The sequence below is a fragment of the Streptomyces sp. SM18 genome, from assembly GCF_002910775.2.
Taxonomy (GTDB): Bacteria; Actinomycetota; Actinomycetes; order Streptomycetales; family Streptomycetaceae; genus Streptomyces; species Streptomyces halstedii.
Genome location: NZ_CP029342.1, coordinates 2,843,085 through 2,858,205, shown reverse-complemented (window position 1 = coordinate 2,858,205; position 15,121 = coordinate 2,843,085). Strand labels below are relative to the sequence as shown.

Genomic DNA, 15,121 nt, shown 5'->3' with positions numbered 1-15,121 from the left:
GCCCTCAGGCGGGCCGCCATGTCGTCCCGGAGGGAGGCGGGGGCGGCGGGCCCTCGCCTTCCTCCTCGTGCCGTAGCGGCTCGGTGTGCGCGGGCAGCGTCCGCCGGCGCCGGTGCTTGAGCAGAGCCCACGGGGCCCGCGCTCCGGTGACCTCCGTGCCCGCCTCCCGGGCCGCCCGGGACGCCGCCTTGGCGACCGGCAGCATCCCCTCGCGCCGCCCCGCGTCCAGACGGTCCGACTCCGGCCACAGCCCCAGCACCGCGCAGAGGGTCGGCAGCATCGCCATCGCCGCGGTCGCGTACCCCTCGGCGGAGGGGTGGTAGTTGTCCGGCCCGAACAGCTCTCGCGGGTTGGCCTCGAACTCCGGGCCGAGCAGGTCGCCCAGCGACACCGTCCGGCCGCCCTGCTCCACCGCGCCGATCGTCTGCGCCGCAGCCAGCTGCCTGCTCACCCGGCGGGCCAGCCACCGCAAGGGCTGGTAGACCGGTTCGATCGTGCCCAGGTCCGGGCAGGTGCCGACGATCACCTCCGCACCGGCGGTACGCAGCCTGCGGACGGCCGTGCCCAGACAGCGCACCGACTCCGTCGCCGGGATGCGATGCGTCACATCGTTCGCCCCGATCATGATCGCGCAGACGTCGGGCAGACCCGTGGGATCCGTCAGCACCAGCGAGACCTGACGCTCCAGATCGTCCGAGCGCGCGCCCGGCAGGGCCACGTTCCGCAGGTCCACCGGGCGCTCCGCCACCGCCGCGAGCCCGGACGCCAGGAGCGCCCCCGGGGTCTGACCCGCCCGGCGCACCCCCTGACCGGCGGCCGTCGAGTCGCCCATGATCACGAAGCGCAGGGGGTCGGCGGGCCCCGCGAACGCCACCCCGTACCGGCCGTCCGCGCTGGGCGGGACGGGTGCCGTGCCCCCGCCCACGCGCCGTTTCGCCAGCTGCACCTCGGCCAGCACCAGGCCCACCGTCGCCGCCCCGATCAGCCCGACGCTTCCTCCGCCGTAGGCCGCGCCCGCCGCGATCCGCCGTGCCACCCTCGCTCTCGACACAGTCCGGTCCACCTCCTCTTGCCGTACAGCCGTACACGCACTACCTGCCCCGCGGAGGTACCGGCCCAATCGCTTCGCCTGATCCCGCGTGCTCTTGCGCATAGTCTTGGCTGACCATCTCGGAGATCCCGGAGTACACGGTGCAATTCCACGATTCGATGATCAGTCTTGTCGGCAACACCCCGCTGGTGAGGCTGCGCAATGTATCGGCAGGCATTCAGGCGACGGTCCTGGCCAAGGTCGAGTACTTCAACCCCGGCGGGTCGGTGAAGGACCGCATCGCCCTGCGCATGATCGAGGCCGCCGAGCAGAGCGGCGAGCTGAAGCCCGGCGGCACGATCGTCGAGCCGACCAGCGGCAACACGGGCGTGGGCCTGGCGATCGTGGCCCAGCAGAAGGGGTACCGCTGCATCTTCGTCTGCCCCGACAAGGTGTCCACCGACAAGATCAACGTGCTGCGCGCGTACGGCGCCGAGGTCGTCGTCTGCCCGACGGCCGTCGATCCCGAGCACCCGGACTCCTACTACAACGTCTCCGACCGGCTGGTCCGTGAGACGCCGGGGGCGTGGAAGCCGGACCAGTACTCCAACCCGAACAACCCGAGGTCGCACTACGAGACGACGGGTCCCGAGCTGTGGGAGCAGACGGAGGGGAAGATCACCCACTTCATCGCCGGTGTGGGGACGGGCGGCACCATCTCCGGTACCGGCCGCTACCTCAAGGAAGTCAGCGAGAACCGCGTCCAGGTCGTCGGCGCCGACCCGGAGGGCTCCGTCTACTCCGGTGGTTCCGGCCGTCCGTACCTGGTGGAGGGCGTCGGTGAGGACTTCTGGCCGAGCGCCTACGACCGCACGGTGACGGACGAGATCGTGGCGGTCTCGGACAAGGACTCCTTCCAGATGACCCGCCGCCTCGCCAAGGAGGAGGGCCTGCTCGTCGGCGGCTCCTGCGGGATGGCGGTCGTCGCCGCCCTGGAGGTGGCCAGGCGGCTCGGCCCCGACGACGTGGTGGTCGTCCTGCTCCCCGACAGCGGACGCGGCTACATGAGCAAGATCTTCAACGACGAGTGGATGGCCGACTACGGCTTCCTGGAGGACAGCGGCCCGTCGGCCCGCGTCGGTGCCGTCCTCGACTTCAAGGAGGGCCCGCTCCCCTCGCTGGTCCACATGCACCCGGAGGAGACGGTCGGCGAGGCCATCGAGGTGCTCCGCGAGTACGGCGTCTCGCAGATGCCGATCGTGAAGCCCGGCGCCGGCCACCCCGACGTGATGGCCGCCGAGGTCATCGGCTCGGTCGTGGAGCGGCAGCTCCTGGACGCGTTGTTCACCCAGCGGGCCTCGCTCTCCGACCCCCTGGAGAAGCACATGTCGGCCCCGCTGCCGCAGGTCGGCTCCGGCGAACCCGTCGAGGACCTGATGGCGGTACTCAGCGGGTCGGACGGCGCGGACGCGGCGATCGTCCTCGTCGAGGGGAAGCCGAAGGGCGTCGTCAGCAGGCAGGACCTGCTGGCCTTCCTCGCGAAGGGCGCCGCCCCCAAGCAGTGACGCGGGCCGTGGGCCCCGGACCGGGGTCCGCCGGATTTCCGGGCTTCGCGGAAACGGTACGCGCACGACACGTACGCGCAGCACCCGCTTAACACGGATTCGGCACAGTAAGGGGTGTCGGCGGGGGAACCCGCCGCCACCCGATACGGCGACCTGGACTACGGAGCGGCTCCCGGACCTCCACCGTCGCCCGGACGCGGCACCCGGCCCTGACCCGGGACCAGCGTCCTTCGCGGGGACCGCCGTCGTCCCGCCCCCCGGGCAACCGGGGGTGCGGCGGTCCCCGCGACATACCTTTTTCCCCGGTTCCCCGGTTCCCCGGTTCCCCGGTTCCCCGGTTCCCCGGTTCCCCGGTTCCCCGGTTCCCCGGTTCCCCGGTTCCCCGGTTCCCCGGTTCCCCGGTTCCCCGGTTTCCGGAGCACGGGGCGGGTGGCCCACGTGCCCGGAGCGCAGCCCCCGGGCCCCGGGCTGCGGGCCGCGCCTGAGCCCCCCTCAGCCCCCAGTCTCCCCAGTCTCCTCAGTCGGTCCAGTCCGACTCGTCGCGCCCGGTCCGCGAGCGGGACCGCGACCACGGCCATGTCCGGGCGGCGTGAACGGCGTTCACCCCGAAGATGCCCAGCCAGGCCACGACCAGCCCGCCCATCCCGGCGTTGGCGACACCGATCGCGGACAGCGGGATCGCCAGCACCAGGGAGACGGCGGCGAAGCCGAACCGCTCCCCGAAGTTCCCGCTGGGCGCCCCGGCGGGCTGGGCGGAGCCTCGGGCGACGACCATCTGCTGTTCCGCGAGGTGTCGTCGCATACGGCGGTCGAGTGTGCCGTCGAGCCGCTGTTCGACCTTCTCCAGGAACGAGTCGACGAGCGCGGTCTCGTACTCCGGCCCCAACTCGGCGCGGGCCTTCAGGGTGGCGTCGAGCTCTCGCCTGAGCTCGGGGTCACGGGCGTCCATACGTTCACGGTACGGAGCCGGGGCGGCCGTGACAGTGGGGTTAGCACCCCTCTTCGCCCACCGGACAGCCCGCTCTAGGATCCGCAGCTGCGTGAGCAGTGTCGGCGGATCATGAGCACTGCCCGAGCAGATCCGGACGATCATGAGCACTAGCTACGGTGTGTAGCGGGGGTTCCGGTAGTACTCGCCGAAAACGAAGTAGAGCCTGATTTGTGACGATGCTGAGCTACGAGAGCGCTTGAACCTGGCCTGGGACGTTGCTGAGGCTACAGCCCGAATTGCCGCCACCGCTTCCCGCCTTCGGCGTCTCCGGCCCGCTCGCGCGCCCGCGCCAGCCGTATCACGGCGTCCCTGCCTCCGATATGGGCGGCCTGCTGGGCGAGTCGTTCTGCGCCGTCGAGATCCCCCGCCTCCTCGTACCGCCGCGCCAGACGCACCAGGGCGTTGATGTTTCCCGTGGCGGCGGCCCGCAGGGCGAGTCGTTCTGCGCCGTCGAGATCCCCCGCCTCCCCGCGCCGCCACGCCAGCTCCACCAGGGGGCCCGTGTCTCCGGCGTCGGCGGCCCATTGGGCGAGTGTCTCCGCGCCGTCGAGATCCCCAGCCCGCTGGCGCAAATTCGCCAGCTCCGCCAGGGCGCCCGTGTCTCCGGCGTCGATTAGCCGCTGGTACAGCTGTTCCGCACCGCCGAGATCCCCGGCCCGCCCGTGGCGCCAGGCCAGCTCCGCCAGGGCGCCGGTGCCCCCGGCGTCGGCGGCCCGCTGGTACAAGTCTGCCGCGATGCCGTAACGGCCCCGCTGATCGGCCGCTTCGGCCAGGGCTTCCAGGTCTGCTGTGCTGGCCGCGTGGTCCCGGGCCGCAGTCCAGAAGGAGTCCGGCGGGAAGGCGTTGCAGCGGATGGTGCGTGCGTGGTGGTCGAGGTAGTCGCTCAGGCGGTATACGTCCGGGAGCGCGCCCATGCCGTTCGGGTCGGCGACAGGTTCCAGGGCCGCGGCCACTCCCTTCACCTTGGTCCGTGCATAGTCGAGAGCGTGGGCGAACCATGTGTCGGGGTCCGCTGCGGCACACTGTTGCTCGGTCAGATAGCCAGGGGCGCCGGCCTTGAGAAGTGCAGCCGGCAGGGGCGAGGTGTGGCCGAGGCGGCGGGCGTCCATGGCTACGGTGATGATCGCCTTCCCGTAGGGCCCGTAGGGTAAAACGGCCTGCTCGTAGTGGTCGGCCAGCTGGGGGCCGGCCGCCAGGGTCTGGGTGATCGTTCCGCCCGGGCTTGTCCGGTCGGCGACGGTCAGCGAGCTGTGGGCGCCGGCACGCAGGTTCTCCAGGTCTTTTGCGGTGAAAAGCCCGGGAATATCGACCGGGACGACCGGGCCGAGCAGAGCCCGGGCATGTGGGCGCTTGTCATTTCCGGGCTCCGGGGTGGTGGTCAAGGCGCGGTGGTAGGCCGGCCACAGGGTCGCGAGGACCACCCCCGGTCCGGGCTCCTCCAACCGACGGCGCAGAGCCGCTGACGCGGCCTCGCCAACCGGGCCGGCGAGGAAGTCCTGGACCTCGTTCAGCCACAGGACGCTGCGCGGCATGAGAGCGTCGGTGGCCAGCAGGGCGAGCAGGCTGTCAGCGTCTTTGGGGAAGACGAGCTGCCAGCCGCCCAGGCACGCACGGACTGCCTCGTAGGCGGTCCGTGTCTTGCCTGTGCAGGACTCTCCCCGCACGACCACCATCACGGTCTGCGGGCTGGCGGCGGCCTTGTCCAGGCGCGTGCGCAGCTGCCGGTCGTGGTCACGTTCGATGTAGTCGGGCAGCACGAAGGCGCTGTCGGCGCCATCGGTAGTGCCGTGGATGGCGGGGTGGACGCCGAGCTGCTGCGCGGTCCAGGCCGCGACCGGGCGTGGTTTATCGGGCAGGGCGGCGAATCGCGCCCGAACCTCAGCGTCAGCCAGTGCGGCCGCTGCCTGGGCGCGCCGTGTCCCCGCGCTGACGGCCTCGGCACGCTGCCGGGCGACGGCCTGATGCCGGGCGCGCCAGGCGTCAGGGTCCAGCAGGTGGCGGTCGCCGGGCGGCAGGTCGATTCCGGCCTCGGCAAGAGCTGCTCGCAGCAGCGTGATCAGGTTGGTGAAAGCATCCGGCTGCTGGGGGAAGCGGCTGCCCTTCAGCCACTCACTCACTGTGGTCGCCGAGAGCCCGATCACGCGGGCCACGGCACGCAGCGACCACTTCCTGGCCAGATGCGCCTGGTGGAGCGCTCCGAGCCGACTGAGGTCCGTGAGGAACTCCTGCTCCACGCCGTCGTGCTGTCCGCCCGCCACGCCGCCCCCGGGTGCCCACTGTCCAGAACGCCCGCCCTGGACACCTCAGCAGCCTAGGCGTCGACCAGCACGTCCGCGCCGGAATCGTCCAAGGCCTCGCGGAAGGCTGATGGACTCCCCCCTGGACAGGAACCGTCAAGGCCATCGCCCCCGGCAGTCGGCCGGAGACGACACGATTCCTGGGAGGGGCCTGCCATGACGATCGCCAACGCTCTGCACGAGATCAGCACCTACACCACCAGGTTCCTCGGGCCAATCGGCACCACCGCCTTGGTCCTGTTCCTGCTCCTCTACGCCGGAGTGATCCTGCCGGCCGTATGGTCCCGCCGCCCATATCGCCGAGCCGCCGCACACCGCACCCTGACCACTCTGCTGAACCACCTCGACACCCTGCTGCGGGCTCTGCGGGGCATCCGGCCGAGGTGACGGCCGGATGTGTTCACGGAAAGTAGTCAACCTCGCGGTCTGTCAGCTCCAGGTTGCTCACAGAAAGCCGACACTGCTACTGCTCACGAAACCCGGATTGCGACGTTTCCGCAGGATCCACTGCTAATGGTCAAGCGGAACCTACACCCGCGCGGCGGGCGTTCGGGCCGGACGGTCTCGGGGGCGCGACCGGCGGAAGGTCGAGTTCGGCCCACACCGTCTTGCGTGGCACGGGGCCTCGTTCCACACCCCAGCGGTCCGCGAGCGCTTCGACGATCAGCAGACCGCGCCCGGACTCCGCGTCGTCGGCGGACGCCACCGGGGTGGGTAGCTGTTCACTCCGTGTGTCGGTGACTTCGATCCGCAGCAGCTTCTCGTCACGGACCGCCAGACTCAGCCGGAAGTCCCGTCCCGGCACGCGCCCGTGGAGCGTGGCGTTGGCGGCCAGCTCGGCGACGATGTGCGCCGCCGGTTCGGAGGAGAGGCCCCAGTCGGCCAAATGGGCCGTGGCCAGCAGCCGGGCCAGGCGTGCTCCGCGCCGGGTGGGAGAGAGCAGCACGGTGAACTCCCGGGCGGGAGCGGAATTTTCGGTTCGGGTGATTTCTCGGCTCACATCACTCAGCGTGGCCGTCCGCGACTATTCTGAACAGTATCGACGTGTGTACGGACAGTGACTGGCCAGGGGGTGTCCACGCCTGTCCACCGCGTACGGCGTCAAGGGCGATCGGTACGGCTGAGAGGTAGGTGTCGCATGACTGGAGAGGGTGTTGAAGGCCGCGTGGCGGCGGGTGTGGACGAACCGGATCGCGACATCGACCCGGAGGACGACTCAGGAGCCGTGATCGCGGCGGTCGGTCGACAGATCCGCCTCTGGCGTGAATCCGCAGGGCTGCGCGCCGGTGAGCTGGGCGCGGCCATCGGGTACGGCGAGAACCAGGTCTACAAGGTCGAGGCCGGAAAGCGCATCCCGAAGCCGGAGTTCCTGGAGAAGGCCGACGAGGTGCTGGGCGCGGGCGGGAAGCTCGCCGCGATGAAGAAGGACGTGGCGGAGGCGCGGTACCCCAAGAAAGTCCGTGACTTGGCGAAGCTGGAGGCGGGGGCGGTTGAGATCGGGGCTTACGACAACCACAACATGAACGGCCTGTTGCAGACGGAGGAGTACGCCCGCGCACTGTACGAGATGCGCCGTCCGTCCTTCGCTCCGGAGCAGATCGAGCGCTATGTGGCGGCTCGGATGGCGCGGCAGGAGATCTTCGAGCGCCAGCCGCTGACCATGCTCACCTTCGTTCAGGAGGAGGTGACGATCAGGCGCCCTCTCGGGGGGCGGGCTGTCGCCCGCCGCCAGCTCGAACGACTCCTGGAAGCCGGGCAGTTGCGCAATGTCGAGATCCAGGTGATGCCGACAGTCTGTGAAGACCACGCGGGCATGGGTGGACAACTCCAACTGCTGAAGTTCGAGGACGGTACGGCGGTGGGACACTGGGAAGGGCAGCTGTACAGCCGTCTGATCTCTGATCCCAAGGAGATTCGGATCGTCGAGCTGCGGTACGGCATTCTTCGGGCTCAGGCGCTCACTCCACGGGAGTCGCTGGCCTTCATCGAGAAAGTGCTGGGAGAGACATGACCGTCAAGACGTCGGGTGGAGACCACTTCGAGCCGGAGTGGGTGAAGAGCAGTTACAGCAGCAACGACGGACCCGCGTGCGTCGAAGTCGCCGCCGTCCTCACTGCGATCCGCGTGCGTGACTCCAAGCACGTCGCCGGTCCGCAGCTCGGGTTCGCACCGGGTGCCTGGGCGGAGTTCGTGGCGTACGCCTCCGGTAGCTGAGCGGCGAATTCTTCACGGCACGCCCATCGAGAAAGTGCTGGGAGAGACATGACCGTCAAGACGTCGGGTGGAGACCACTTCGAGCCGGAGTGGGTGAAGAGCAGTTACAGCAGCAACGACGGACCGGAATGCGTCGAAGTCGCCACCGAACTCACCGCAGTCCGCGTGCGTGACTCCAAGCACGTCGCCGGTCCGCAGCTCGGGTTCGCACCGGATGCCTGGGCGGAGTTCGTGGCGTACGCCTCCGGTAGTTGAGCGGCGAAGCCTTCACGGCATCCCGGCGAGGTGGCCGGGGCCGTGTTCGGGGGAGCCCGACCCGGCGCTCGTTCGGCCTGCTGGGATCACATGGTCCGGCCCGCCTCCCGGAGCGCGGCGTCCGGCCCGCCCGTCCGCTCAGTCCGGCGCCGCCTCCGCGAGGAACGCCTCCGGGGTGACCGCGTAGCCCATGGCGTTGATCACCGCGACCGGGGTGCGGTCGAAGAGGACCGTCGGGGTGGAGCGGACGCCGCTGTTCTCGAAGGCCAGCGAGACCTGGGCCGCCCAGGGCAGGTACTTCCCCTCCAGCACGTTCTGGCGGAAGTCGCCCGTCCGGAGGTCCTCGACCTCGTCGGCGATCCGCAGCAGGTTGTTCCGGTCGGCGAAGGAGTCCTCGTCCTCGTTGGGCTGATCGGCGTACAGGGCGCGCAGATAGTGCATGAACGGCTGCCGGCCCACGTCCACGGCGGCCCCCAGCGCGGCCAGTGCCTCCAGGGAGCCGGTGCCGCCGGCGGCGGAGTCGAGGAAGGTGCCGAAGTGGTGGTCCACGGCGAACCTGTCCTCGTCCGCGGCCTGCTCCATCACGGCGCCCAGGCCGAGCTCCATGCGCTTGCAGTAGGGGCAGCGCAGATCGGCGTAGACGCTCAGTACATGGGTGGCGTCGTCGTCCCCGTAGCGGATGATGACGCCGCCGGGGCCTGTCGTGTTGGCTGGGATCATGGTCCCAGGGTCGGCAGGGCGGAGCCGTCCCGCAATGCGAGCCCGGCCCGCTGTATATGGACATGCAGTCCGTGTGCTGGCTGAATGGAAGCGGTCGGCATCGGCGTGGTGCGGGGATCTGGGGAGAGGGACGGCATGAGCGGGAGCAGCCCGGCCGCGCGGTTGCAGGGGCTTTTCGAGGGGCGCAGGCTCACGCCCACCCAGCGCCGGATCGCGCACTCCCTGGTGCGGAGGGCCGCCGACGCCCCCTTCCTGTCCAGTGTGGAACTGGCCGAGCTGGCCGGGGTCAGCCAGCCCTCGGTCACCCGGTTCGCGGTGGCGCTCGGCTTCGACGGGTATCCGGCGCTGCGCAAGCACCTGCGTGAGGTGGCGCCCGCCGAGGGGGAGCCGGACACCGCCGAGCCCGCGTACAACGAGTACCAGCAGGCCGTCCTCGCCGAGATCGAAAATCTCCGCCAGCTCGCCGGGCTGCTCGCCGACACCGGACCGGTGGAGCGCGCGGGGCGGCTGCTGGCCGGTTCGCGTCCGCTGCCCGTGCTCGGGCTGCGGGCCGCGTCCTCGCAGGCGCGGGGCTTCGGTTACTTCGCCGCCAAGGTGCACCCCGACGTACGGGTGCTCGACGAGGGCGGCAGCATGCTGCACGACCGCATCGACGCCGCCCGGCGGGCCGGGGCGAGCGCGCTGATGTGTTTCGCGCTGCCCCGGCATCCCCGGGAGGTCGTGGACGCCCTCGGCTACGCGCGGGAGCAGGGCCTCACCACCGTGACGGTGGCCGATTCGGCGTTCGCCCCGGTCGCCGAGCACAGCGATCTGCTCATCCCGGCCGCCGTCGGCACGGGTCTGGCCTTCGACACGGCGTGCGCCCCGATGCTGCTGGGGCGGGTCCTGCTGGAGGCGATGTGCGACGGGCTGCCACAGGCGCAGGCCCGGCTGGAGGAGTTCGACGCACGGGCCGCGGCGCGCGGGCTGTTCGCCGGGTAGGGGGTCGGGGCTCCGGGCCGGGGTCCGTACCCCCGGGTGAAGGCCGGATCTCCGCGTTTCCCGGGGAGCGGGGTTCTCAGAGAGCGCTCATCTGCGCCCGTTAACCTCCGCGCCCAGAGGTCCACAGACAGCCGGAGAGATGGGGTACGGGACGTGGGGCGCGGAGCGGAGTCGTTGGCGAGGGTGGCCGTGGTCGTACGGGCCGGGGCCGCGCCGATGTGGTGGCCCGGGGTACTGGCGGCGGCCGTGGGGGCGTGCGTACCGGGCCTGACCGGGCGCCGGATCGGGCTGCTGGCCGGTGCGGCGCTGTTCCTGGTGACGGCCGCGGTGGTCGCGTCCGTCCGGACACGGCGGTACGGGGAGCTCGCCGGGGCGGCCACGCGGGCCGGGCGCGGGGACTTCCTCCAGGACCGGGACGTGACCGTACGTCTGTGGCGGCGGGCGCACCGGTGGTGGCTGCTCGGGGCGTTCCTCGCGGCCGTGGCGAGCGCGTTCGTCCTGCCCGCCGCCGGGGGACTGGTGCTGGCCGGGGCGGGGGCCGGGCTCTGGCTGAAGGCGGTGCGCCTCGGGCGGCGGGAGGTCCGCGACGACGTCCTGTACTGGGTGCGCGCCAACCCGGCCGGGCGGGGGCGGCCCGCGGGCCGCCGGATCGAGGCGTACCGGACGACCGGGCCGATGGCGGGGGACGCCGCGCCGGGTGGGGCGCGGCGTCGCTGAGCCGTCGAGCCGTCGAGCCGTCGAGCCGTCGAGCCGTCGAGCTGCTGGGCCGCTGGGCCGCTGGGCCGGCAGGCCCGACGGTCGGTCAGCCCGGACGGCCGGGCGGGTCAGACCTCCAGGTCGGCCTCGATCTTCTTCAGCTGGTGACGGGCCATCGCCAGGTTGGCCCGGCCGGAGTCCAGCACCAGGTAGAGGAACAGGCCGTTGCCGCCGCGGGCCTTGAGCAGCCGGATCATGTGGTACTGGGTGCCCAGGGTGATCAGGATGTCCTCGATCTCGTCCTTGAGCCCCAGGTGCTCCATCGTGCGGAGCTTGGCACGGACCACATCGGTGTTGCCCGCGGCGGCGATCTCCAGGTTGAAGTCCTTGCCGCCGCCGAGGGTGCCCAGGGCCATGCCGCTGGTGTAGTCGACGAGGGCGACACCGGTGGCGCCCTCGATCGACGTCATCGCGTCCTTCAGTGCCGTTTCGGTGTTGGCCATGAGTACTCGTTTCCTTTCCCTGGCCGGCCGGGCGGCCGGTCGTTTTCCGGCTGAGGTGCCGGTCTGCCGATGTGTGCCGGGTGGCGTCACGGAGGTCAGGTGGTGTCGGGCGCGGGGCGCCGGGGCAGTGCACCGGGCCGGGCGGGGGGCTGCGGGGGCGCGGCGCGTTCGGCGCGTTCCAGGGTGGCGTCGACGACCTCCCCGATCCGGGCCCCGGAGCGGCGGCCCTCCAGATGGAGCCGGCCGACGTTGATGCGGTCCTCGGCGAGGAGGGTCAGCACGGCGGAGGAGCCCGCCGCGTAGGTGGCGATGTAGCCGCTGCCGCCTCGGATCAGCAGCTCCCGGAAGCCGCCGCGGCCGGTGGCGTCCGTCATGCGGACCGCGACCCCGAGGGCGGCGGCGGTGAGGGCGGCGACGCCCTCGGCCTCGATGCCCGGGGTGTCCTGGGCGACGATCAGCCCGTCGGTGCTGGCGGCCAGGGCGCCGGTCAGGAGCGGTACCCGTGCCCGTAACCGCATGAGTTCGTCGAGGACGTCCCGCACATCGGGTTCGGGCACCATCAGCTGTCTCCTCCCGGCACGCTGTCTGAGCGCGCGTATCACAAGGCCTCCAATGCGTCTCGGAGCCGGCGCAGCAGGGCGACGTCGGGATCGGCCGTGACCTCGGGGAAGTCGATCCGGCCTGCCGGGTGGCCCGGCCCGGACGAGGCGGGGCGAATCGTTTCGACCAGCCCGGCCGCCGCGAGCCGTCGCAGGTCGACCAGGATGTGGAAGGCGGAGCGGCCCAGCTCCTGGGCGATGTCGGTGGCCGTGCGTACGCCGTCCACCAGGTCCAGTACACGGCGCTGGCGCGGGGGCACCGGTGTGTCGACGGGCCCGGCGGTGGGGGCGAGAGGGGCGCTGTCGGTGCGCGCGTCGGGCCAGATCCGGTCCAGCAGCTCCCGGCGCCGGAGCGTCTCGCGCTGCACGGCGTCCACGGGGACGGGGCGGACGGGGCCGATCCAGTGGCGTACGCCGTACCGGAAGCGGGCCGGGGCGCTCGTGGGGGCGAGGGCGAAGAAGGCCGCGTCGTACAAGGCGCCCAGGTGGCACAGCTCCAGTGCGCCGCCCGGTATCCGCCCGCTGTCCACGAGGTAGCGGCCGACCCGCTGCCCGGCGCCGGCCTGGGCGACCGCGTCCCACCAGCCGTCGCTGCGTAACGCGCCGCCGGTGGTGAGCAGGACGTCGATGCCGGGGGTGGCGGGGCTCTCGGCGTGCACCACCTGGCCGTCGGCGAGGTAGAGGATGCCGTGGTCGCGGGTCAGGGCGCCGGTGGCACGCTCCGCCGCGAGCCGCTGGAGCATCGGGGAGAGGACGGTCTGCCCGGGTGTCTCCGGGCGGGCGGTCGCGGTGGGTCTCATGCCAGGACCAGCCGCTCCGCGATCTCGCCGAGCTTGATGCGGGCGAGGGCGAGGTTGCCCTCCGAGCGGTCCAGCCACAGATGGAGGAAGACGCTGCTGTCGAACGCCGTCTCCACGAAGCGCAGGATGTGGTAGCCGAGCGCGGTGGTCACGATGACGTCCTCGACGGCGGGCACGGGTGGCGCGGCGGGGTCGTGCGGGCCCGGGTCCTGGGCGAACACCGGCTGCTCGGCGGCCATCCGCGCCACCTCGGCGGTCTCCGCGGCCGTCGCCTCGTGGTCGCCGTTGGGTGATTCGCCGATGGTGCCGAGGGCGAGGCCGCTGGTCCAGTCGACGACCGCGGCGCCGCGGGCACCCGGCAGCCTCATGACGTCGAGCAGGCACTCGTCGATTCCTGGCACGGCTGTCTCCCCTCCCGACGTGGCGTCCGGCTGTGTTGGAGAGGCTACGCAACGTGCTCGCGCCCGGCGGGAGTTCTGGCATTTTCCACAGGTACATGCGATAGGTCGTGTAAAGGCCGGGCAGGTGGGCGGGGGAGAGCCGCCTTGTTGACTAGGAGTATTCATGGCATCAGGATGTGAATAGTCCAGTCACAGTCGCGAGGAGGCACCTCCCATGTCAGGACCCCGCCCCGTACGGGCACCGCGCGGTACGGAACTGAGCGCCCTGGGATGGCAGCAGGAGGCCGCCCTGCGCATGCTCCAGAACAACCTCGACCCCGAGGTCGCCGAGCACCCGGACAAGCTGGTCGTGTACGGCGGCACGGGCAAGGCGGCCCGCGACTGGCGCTCCTTCGACGCCATGGTCCGTACGCTGCGGACGCTGAAGCAGGACGAGACGATGCTCGTCCAGTCGGGGCGGCCGGTCGGCGTGATGCAGACCCACGAGTGGGCGCCGCGCGTCCTCATCGCCAACTCCAACCTGGTGGGCGACTGGGCGAACTGGGAGGAGTTCCGCAGGCTGGAGGCGCTCGGGCTCACCATGTACGGCCAGATGACCGCCGGTTCCTGGATCTACATCGGGACCCAGGGCATCCTCCAGGGCACCTACGAGACGTTCGCCGCCGTCGCCGCGAAGAGGTTCGGCGGGACTCTGGCCGGGACCATCACGCTGACAGCCGGGCTCGGCGGCATGGGCGGGGCCCAGCCGCTCGCCGTGACCATGAACGACGGCGTCGCGCTCTGCGTCGACTGCGATCCGCGCGCCATCGAACGCCGCATCGAGCACCGCTTCCTGGACGTCCGGGCCGACTCCCTGGAACACGCGCTCCACCTGGCGGTCGAGGCACGGGACGCGCGACGCCCGCTCTCCATCGGCCTGCTGGGCAACGCCGCCGAGCTGCTGCCCCGGATGCTCGCCGAGGGCGCGCCGGTGGACATCGTCACCGACCAGACCAGCGCCCACGACCCGCTCGCCTATCTGCCGGTGGGGGTCGACTTCGACGACATGGCGGCGTACGCGGCCGAGAAGCCCGCCGACTTCACCCGGCGGGCCCGTGAGTCGATGGCGGCGCACGTCGAGGCGATGGTGGGCTTCATGGACGCCGGGGCCGAGGTCTTCGACTACGGCAACTCCATCCGGGGCGAGGCCCAGCTCGCCGGGTACACGCGGGCGTTCGACTTCCCGGGCTTCGTACCGGCGTACATCCGGCCCCTCTTCTGCGAGGGGAAGGGGCCGTTCCGGTGGGCGGCGCTCTCCGGTGAGGCGTCGGACATCCACAAGACGGACCGGGCGATGCTGGAGCTCTTCCCGGAGAACGAGTCGCTGCACCGCTGGATCAGGATGGCCGGCGAGCGGGTCCACTTCCAGGGGCTGCCGGCACGGATCTGCTGGCTGGGCTACGGGGAGCGCGACCGGGCGGGGGAGCGGTTCAACGACATGGTGGCGAGCGGGGAACTGGCCGCCCCGCTGGCCATCGGGCGCGACCACCTGGACTGCGGCTCGGTCGCCTCGCCGTACCGGGAGACCGAGGCGATGCTCGACGGCTCCGACGCCATCGCGGACTGGCCGCTGCTGAACGCCATGGTCAACGTGGCGTCGGGGGCGTCCTGGGTGTCCCTGCACCACGGCGGCGGGGTCGGCATGGGCCGCTCCATCCACGCGGGACAGGTCACGGTCGCCGACGGCACGAAGCTGGCCGGCGAGAAGATCCGCCGGGTGCTCACGAACGACCCCGGCATGGGAGTCATCCGGCACGTCGACGCCGGGTACGACACCGCCGGGTCCGTCGCGGAGGCGAAGGGCGTACGCGTGCCGATGACCGAGGGGGAGCAGTCGTGACGCCCCCGGAGGGCGCGCCCGCCCGTCCGGGCGGACGCACAGGGAGCACGCCCGCCCGTCCGGCCGGCGGGGCGGACAGCGGCGCGGCGGACGGCACGGGCGGGCGTACGGGGAACGCGCCCGCTCGTCCGGGCGGCGCGGGGGCGGGCAACGGGGCCGGCGGCGGCACGGGTGGCCGTTCCGGTGGGGC

The 15,121-nt window shown here is 71.7% G+C and carries 17 protein-coding genes; 8 read left to right on the top strand and 9 right to left on the bottom strand.

Annotation, left to right across the window (positions count from 1 at the left end; genetic code table 11):
- Positions 1-4: 4 nt before the first annotated feature.
- Positions 5-1,036 (bottom strand): SGNH/GDSL hydrolase family protein, encoded by a 1,032-nt coding sequence (locus B9S64_RS12570; RefSeq protein ID WP_103493483.1) that lies wholly within the window; start codon positions 1,034-1,036, stop codon positions 5-7.
- Positions 1,037-1,191: 155 nt separating this feature from the next.
- Between B9S64_RS12570 and B9S64_RS12565 the strand changes: the two genes are divergently transcribed.
- Positions 1,192-2,595 (top strand): cystathionine beta-synthase, encoded by a 1,404-nt coding sequence (locus B9S64_RS12565; protein ID WP_103493484.1) that lies wholly within the window; start codon positions 1,192-1,194, stop codon positions 2,593-2,595.
- Positions 2,596-3,112: 517 nt separating this feature from the next.
- Here B9S64_RS12565 and B9S64_RS12560 read toward each other — a convergent pair.
- On the bottom strand, positions 3,113-3,544 hold the full coding sequence (locus tag B9S64_RS12560; protein WP_103493485.1) for a hypothetical protein: 432 nt from the start codon (positions 3,542-3,544) through the stop codon (positions 3,113-3,115).
- 266 nt (positions 3,545-3,810) lie between these two features.
- Positions 3,811-5,820, bottom strand: a complete 2,010-nt coding sequence (locus B9S64_RS12555) for a helix-turn-helix transcriptional regulator (protein WP_146060179.1) — start codon at positions 5,818-5,820, stop codon at positions 3,811-3,813.
- 219 nt (positions 5,821-6,039) lie between these two features.
- On the opposite strand from B9S64_RS12555, the gene B9S64_RS12550 reads away from it, so the two are divergent.
- Entirely contained in the window at positions 6,040-6,270 is a 231-nt protein-coding gene (locus B9S64_RS12550) for a hypothetical protein (protein ID WP_103493487.1), read from the top strand.
- Between the two features lie 130 nt (positions 6,271-6,400).
- Here the strand turns inward: B9S64_RS12550 and B9S64_RS12545 are convergent, their stop codons facing one another.
- Positions 6,401-6,883 (bottom strand): ATP-binding protein, encoded by a 483-nt coding sequence (locus tag B9S64_RS12545; RefSeq protein WP_103493488.1) that lies wholly within the window; start codon positions 6,881-6,883, stop codon positions 6,401-6,403.
- Between the two features lie 138 nt (positions 6,884-7,021).
- Between B9S64_RS12545 and B9S64_RS12540 the strand changes: the two genes are divergently transcribed.
- Genes B9S64_RS12540 through B9S64_RS12530 form a run of 3 tightly spaced genes read left to right on the top strand, consistent with a single transcriptional unit; the run spans position 7,022 to position 8,352 of the window.
- Positions 7,022-7,894, top strand: a complete 873-nt coding sequence (locus B9S64_RS12540) for a helix-turn-helix transcriptional regulator (RefSeq protein ID WP_103493489.1) — start codon at positions 7,022-7,024, stop codon at positions 7,892-7,894.
- Positions 7,891-8,097, top strand: coding sequence for a DUF397 domain-containing protein (locus B9S64_RS12535; protein WP_109492044.1), 207 nt, complete (start codon positions 7,891-7,893; stop codon positions 8,095-8,097). The genes B9S64_RS12540 and B9S64_RS12535 overlap by 4 nt, the downstream gene beginning before the upstream one ends.
- 48 nt (positions 8,098-8,145) lie before the next feature.
- Entirely contained in the window at positions 8,146-8,352 is a 207-nt protein-coding gene (locus B9S64_RS12530; RefSeq protein WP_103493491.1) for a DUF397 domain-containing protein, read from the top strand.
- Positions 8,353-8,490: 138 nt separating this feature from the next.
- Here the strand turns inward: B9S64_RS12530 and B9S64_RS12525 are convergent, their stop codons facing one another.
- Positions 8,491-9,072, bottom strand: coding sequence for a thioredoxin domain-containing protein (locus tag B9S64_RS12525; RefSeq protein ID WP_103493492.1), 582 nt, complete (start codon positions 9,070-9,072; stop codon positions 8,491-8,493).
- Positions 9,073-9,207: 135 nt separating this feature from the next.
- On the opposite strand from B9S64_RS12525, the gene B9S64_RS12520 reads away from it, so the two are divergent.
- Together B9S64_RS12520 and B9S64_RS12515 are read left to right on the top strand one after the other, a co-directional pair.
- The gene (locus B9S64_RS12520) at positions 9,208-10,053 is read left to right on the top strand and encodes a MurR/RpiR family transcriptional regulator (RefSeq protein ID WP_030623506.1); all 846 of its coding nucleotides are present in this window, start codon (positions 9,208-9,210) and stop codon (positions 10,051-10,053) included.
- Positions 10,054-10,236: 183 nt separating this feature from the next.
- Entirely contained in the window at positions 10,237-10,770 is a 534-nt protein-coding gene (locus B9S64_RS12515; RefSeq protein ID WP_103493493.1) for a hypothetical protein, read from the top strand.
- A 107-nt stretch (positions 10,771-10,877) separates the two neighbouring features.
- Here B9S64_RS12515 and B9S64_RS12510 read toward each other — a convergent pair whose 3' ends face one another.
- The 4 genes from B9S64_RS12510 to B9S64_RS12495 all read right to left on the bottom strand — a co-directional run bounded on the left by B9S64_RS12510 (position 10,878) and on the right by B9S64_RS12495 (position 13,052).
- Entirely contained in the window at positions 10,878-11,252 is a 375-nt protein-coding gene (locus B9S64_RS12510; RefSeq protein WP_093531744.1) for a hypothetical protein, read from the bottom strand.
- Positions 11,253-11,347: 95 nt separating this feature from the next.
- Positions 11,348-11,812, bottom strand: coding sequence for a roadblock/LC7 domain-containing protein (locus B9S64_RS12505; RefSeq protein ID WP_103493494.1), 465 nt, complete (start codon positions 11,810-11,812; stop codon positions 11,348-11,350).
- A gap of 38 nt (positions 11,813-11,850) precedes the next feature.
- Positions 11,851-12,651: a helix-turn-helix domain-containing protein gene (locus B9S64_RS12500; protein WP_103493495.1), complete on the bottom strand. Its 801-nt coding sequence runs from the start codon at positions 12,649-12,651 to the stop codon at positions 11,851-11,853.
- The gene (locus B9S64_RS12495) at positions 12,648-13,052 is read right to left on the bottom strand and encodes a hypothetical protein (protein WP_103493496.1); all 405 of its coding nucleotides are present in this window, start codon (positions 13,050-13,052) and stop codon (positions 12,648-12,650) included. The genes B9S64_RS12500 and B9S64_RS12495 overlap by 4 nt, the downstream gene beginning before the upstream one ends.
- Before the next feature lie 214 nt (positions 13,053-13,266).
- Between B9S64_RS12495 and hutU the strand changes: the two genes are divergently transcribed.
- Positions 13,267-14,931, top strand: a complete 1,665-nt coding sequence (gene hutU, locus B9S64_RS12490; RefSeq protein WP_103493497.1) for a urocanate hydratase — start codon at positions 13,267-13,269, stop codon at positions 14,929-14,931.
- The last annotated feature ends 190 nt before the right edge of the window (positions 14,932-15,121 follow it).

Excerpts from the sequence above, each read along its gene's own strand:
- B9S64_RS12560 (WP_103493485.1), bottom strand. The coding sequence starts at position 3,544 with ATGGACGCCCGTGACCCCGAGCTCAGGCGAGAGCTCGACGCCACCCTG.
- B9S64_RS12550 (WP_103493487.1), top strand. The coding sequence starts at position 6,040 with ATGACGATCGCCAACGCTCTGCACGAGATCAGCACCTACACCACCAGG.
- B9S64_RS12540 (WP_103493489.1), top strand. The coding sequence starts at position 7,022 with ATGACTGGAGAGGGTGTTGAAGGCCGCGTGGCGGCGGGTGTGGACGAA.
- B9S64_RS12535 (WP_109492044.1), top strand. The coding sequence starts at position 7,891 with ATGACCGTCAAGACGTCGGGTGGAGACCACTTCGAGCCGGAGTGGGTG.
- B9S64_RS12530 (WP_103493491.1), top strand. The coding sequence starts at position 8,146 with ATGACCGTCAAGACGTCGGGTGGAGACCACTTCGAGCCGGAGTGGGTG.
- B9S64_RS12525 (WP_103493492.1), bottom strand. The coding sequence starts at position 9,072 with ATGATCCCAGCCAACACGACAGGCCCCGGCGGCGTCATCATCCGCTAC.
- B9S64_RS12520 (WP_030623506.1), top strand. The coding sequence starts at position 9,208 with ATGAGCGGGAGCAGCCCGGCCGCGCGGTTGCAGGGGCTTTTCGAGGGG.
- B9S64_RS12510 (WP_093531744.1), bottom strand. The coding sequence starts at position 11,252 with ATGGCCAACACCGAAACGGCACTGAAGGACGCGATGACGTCGATCGAG.
- B9S64_RS12505 (WP_103493494.1), bottom strand. The coding sequence starts at position 11,812 with ATGGTGCCCGAACCCGATGTGCGGGACGTCCTCGACGAACTCATGCGG.
- B9S64_RS12500 (WP_103493495.1), bottom strand. The coding sequence starts at position 12,651 with ATGAGACCCACCGCGACCGCCCGCCCGGAGACACCCGGGCAGACCGTC.
- hutU (WP_103493497.1), top strand. The coding sequence starts at position 13,267 with ATGTCAGGACCCCGCCCCGTACGGGCACCGCGCGGTACGGAACTGAGC.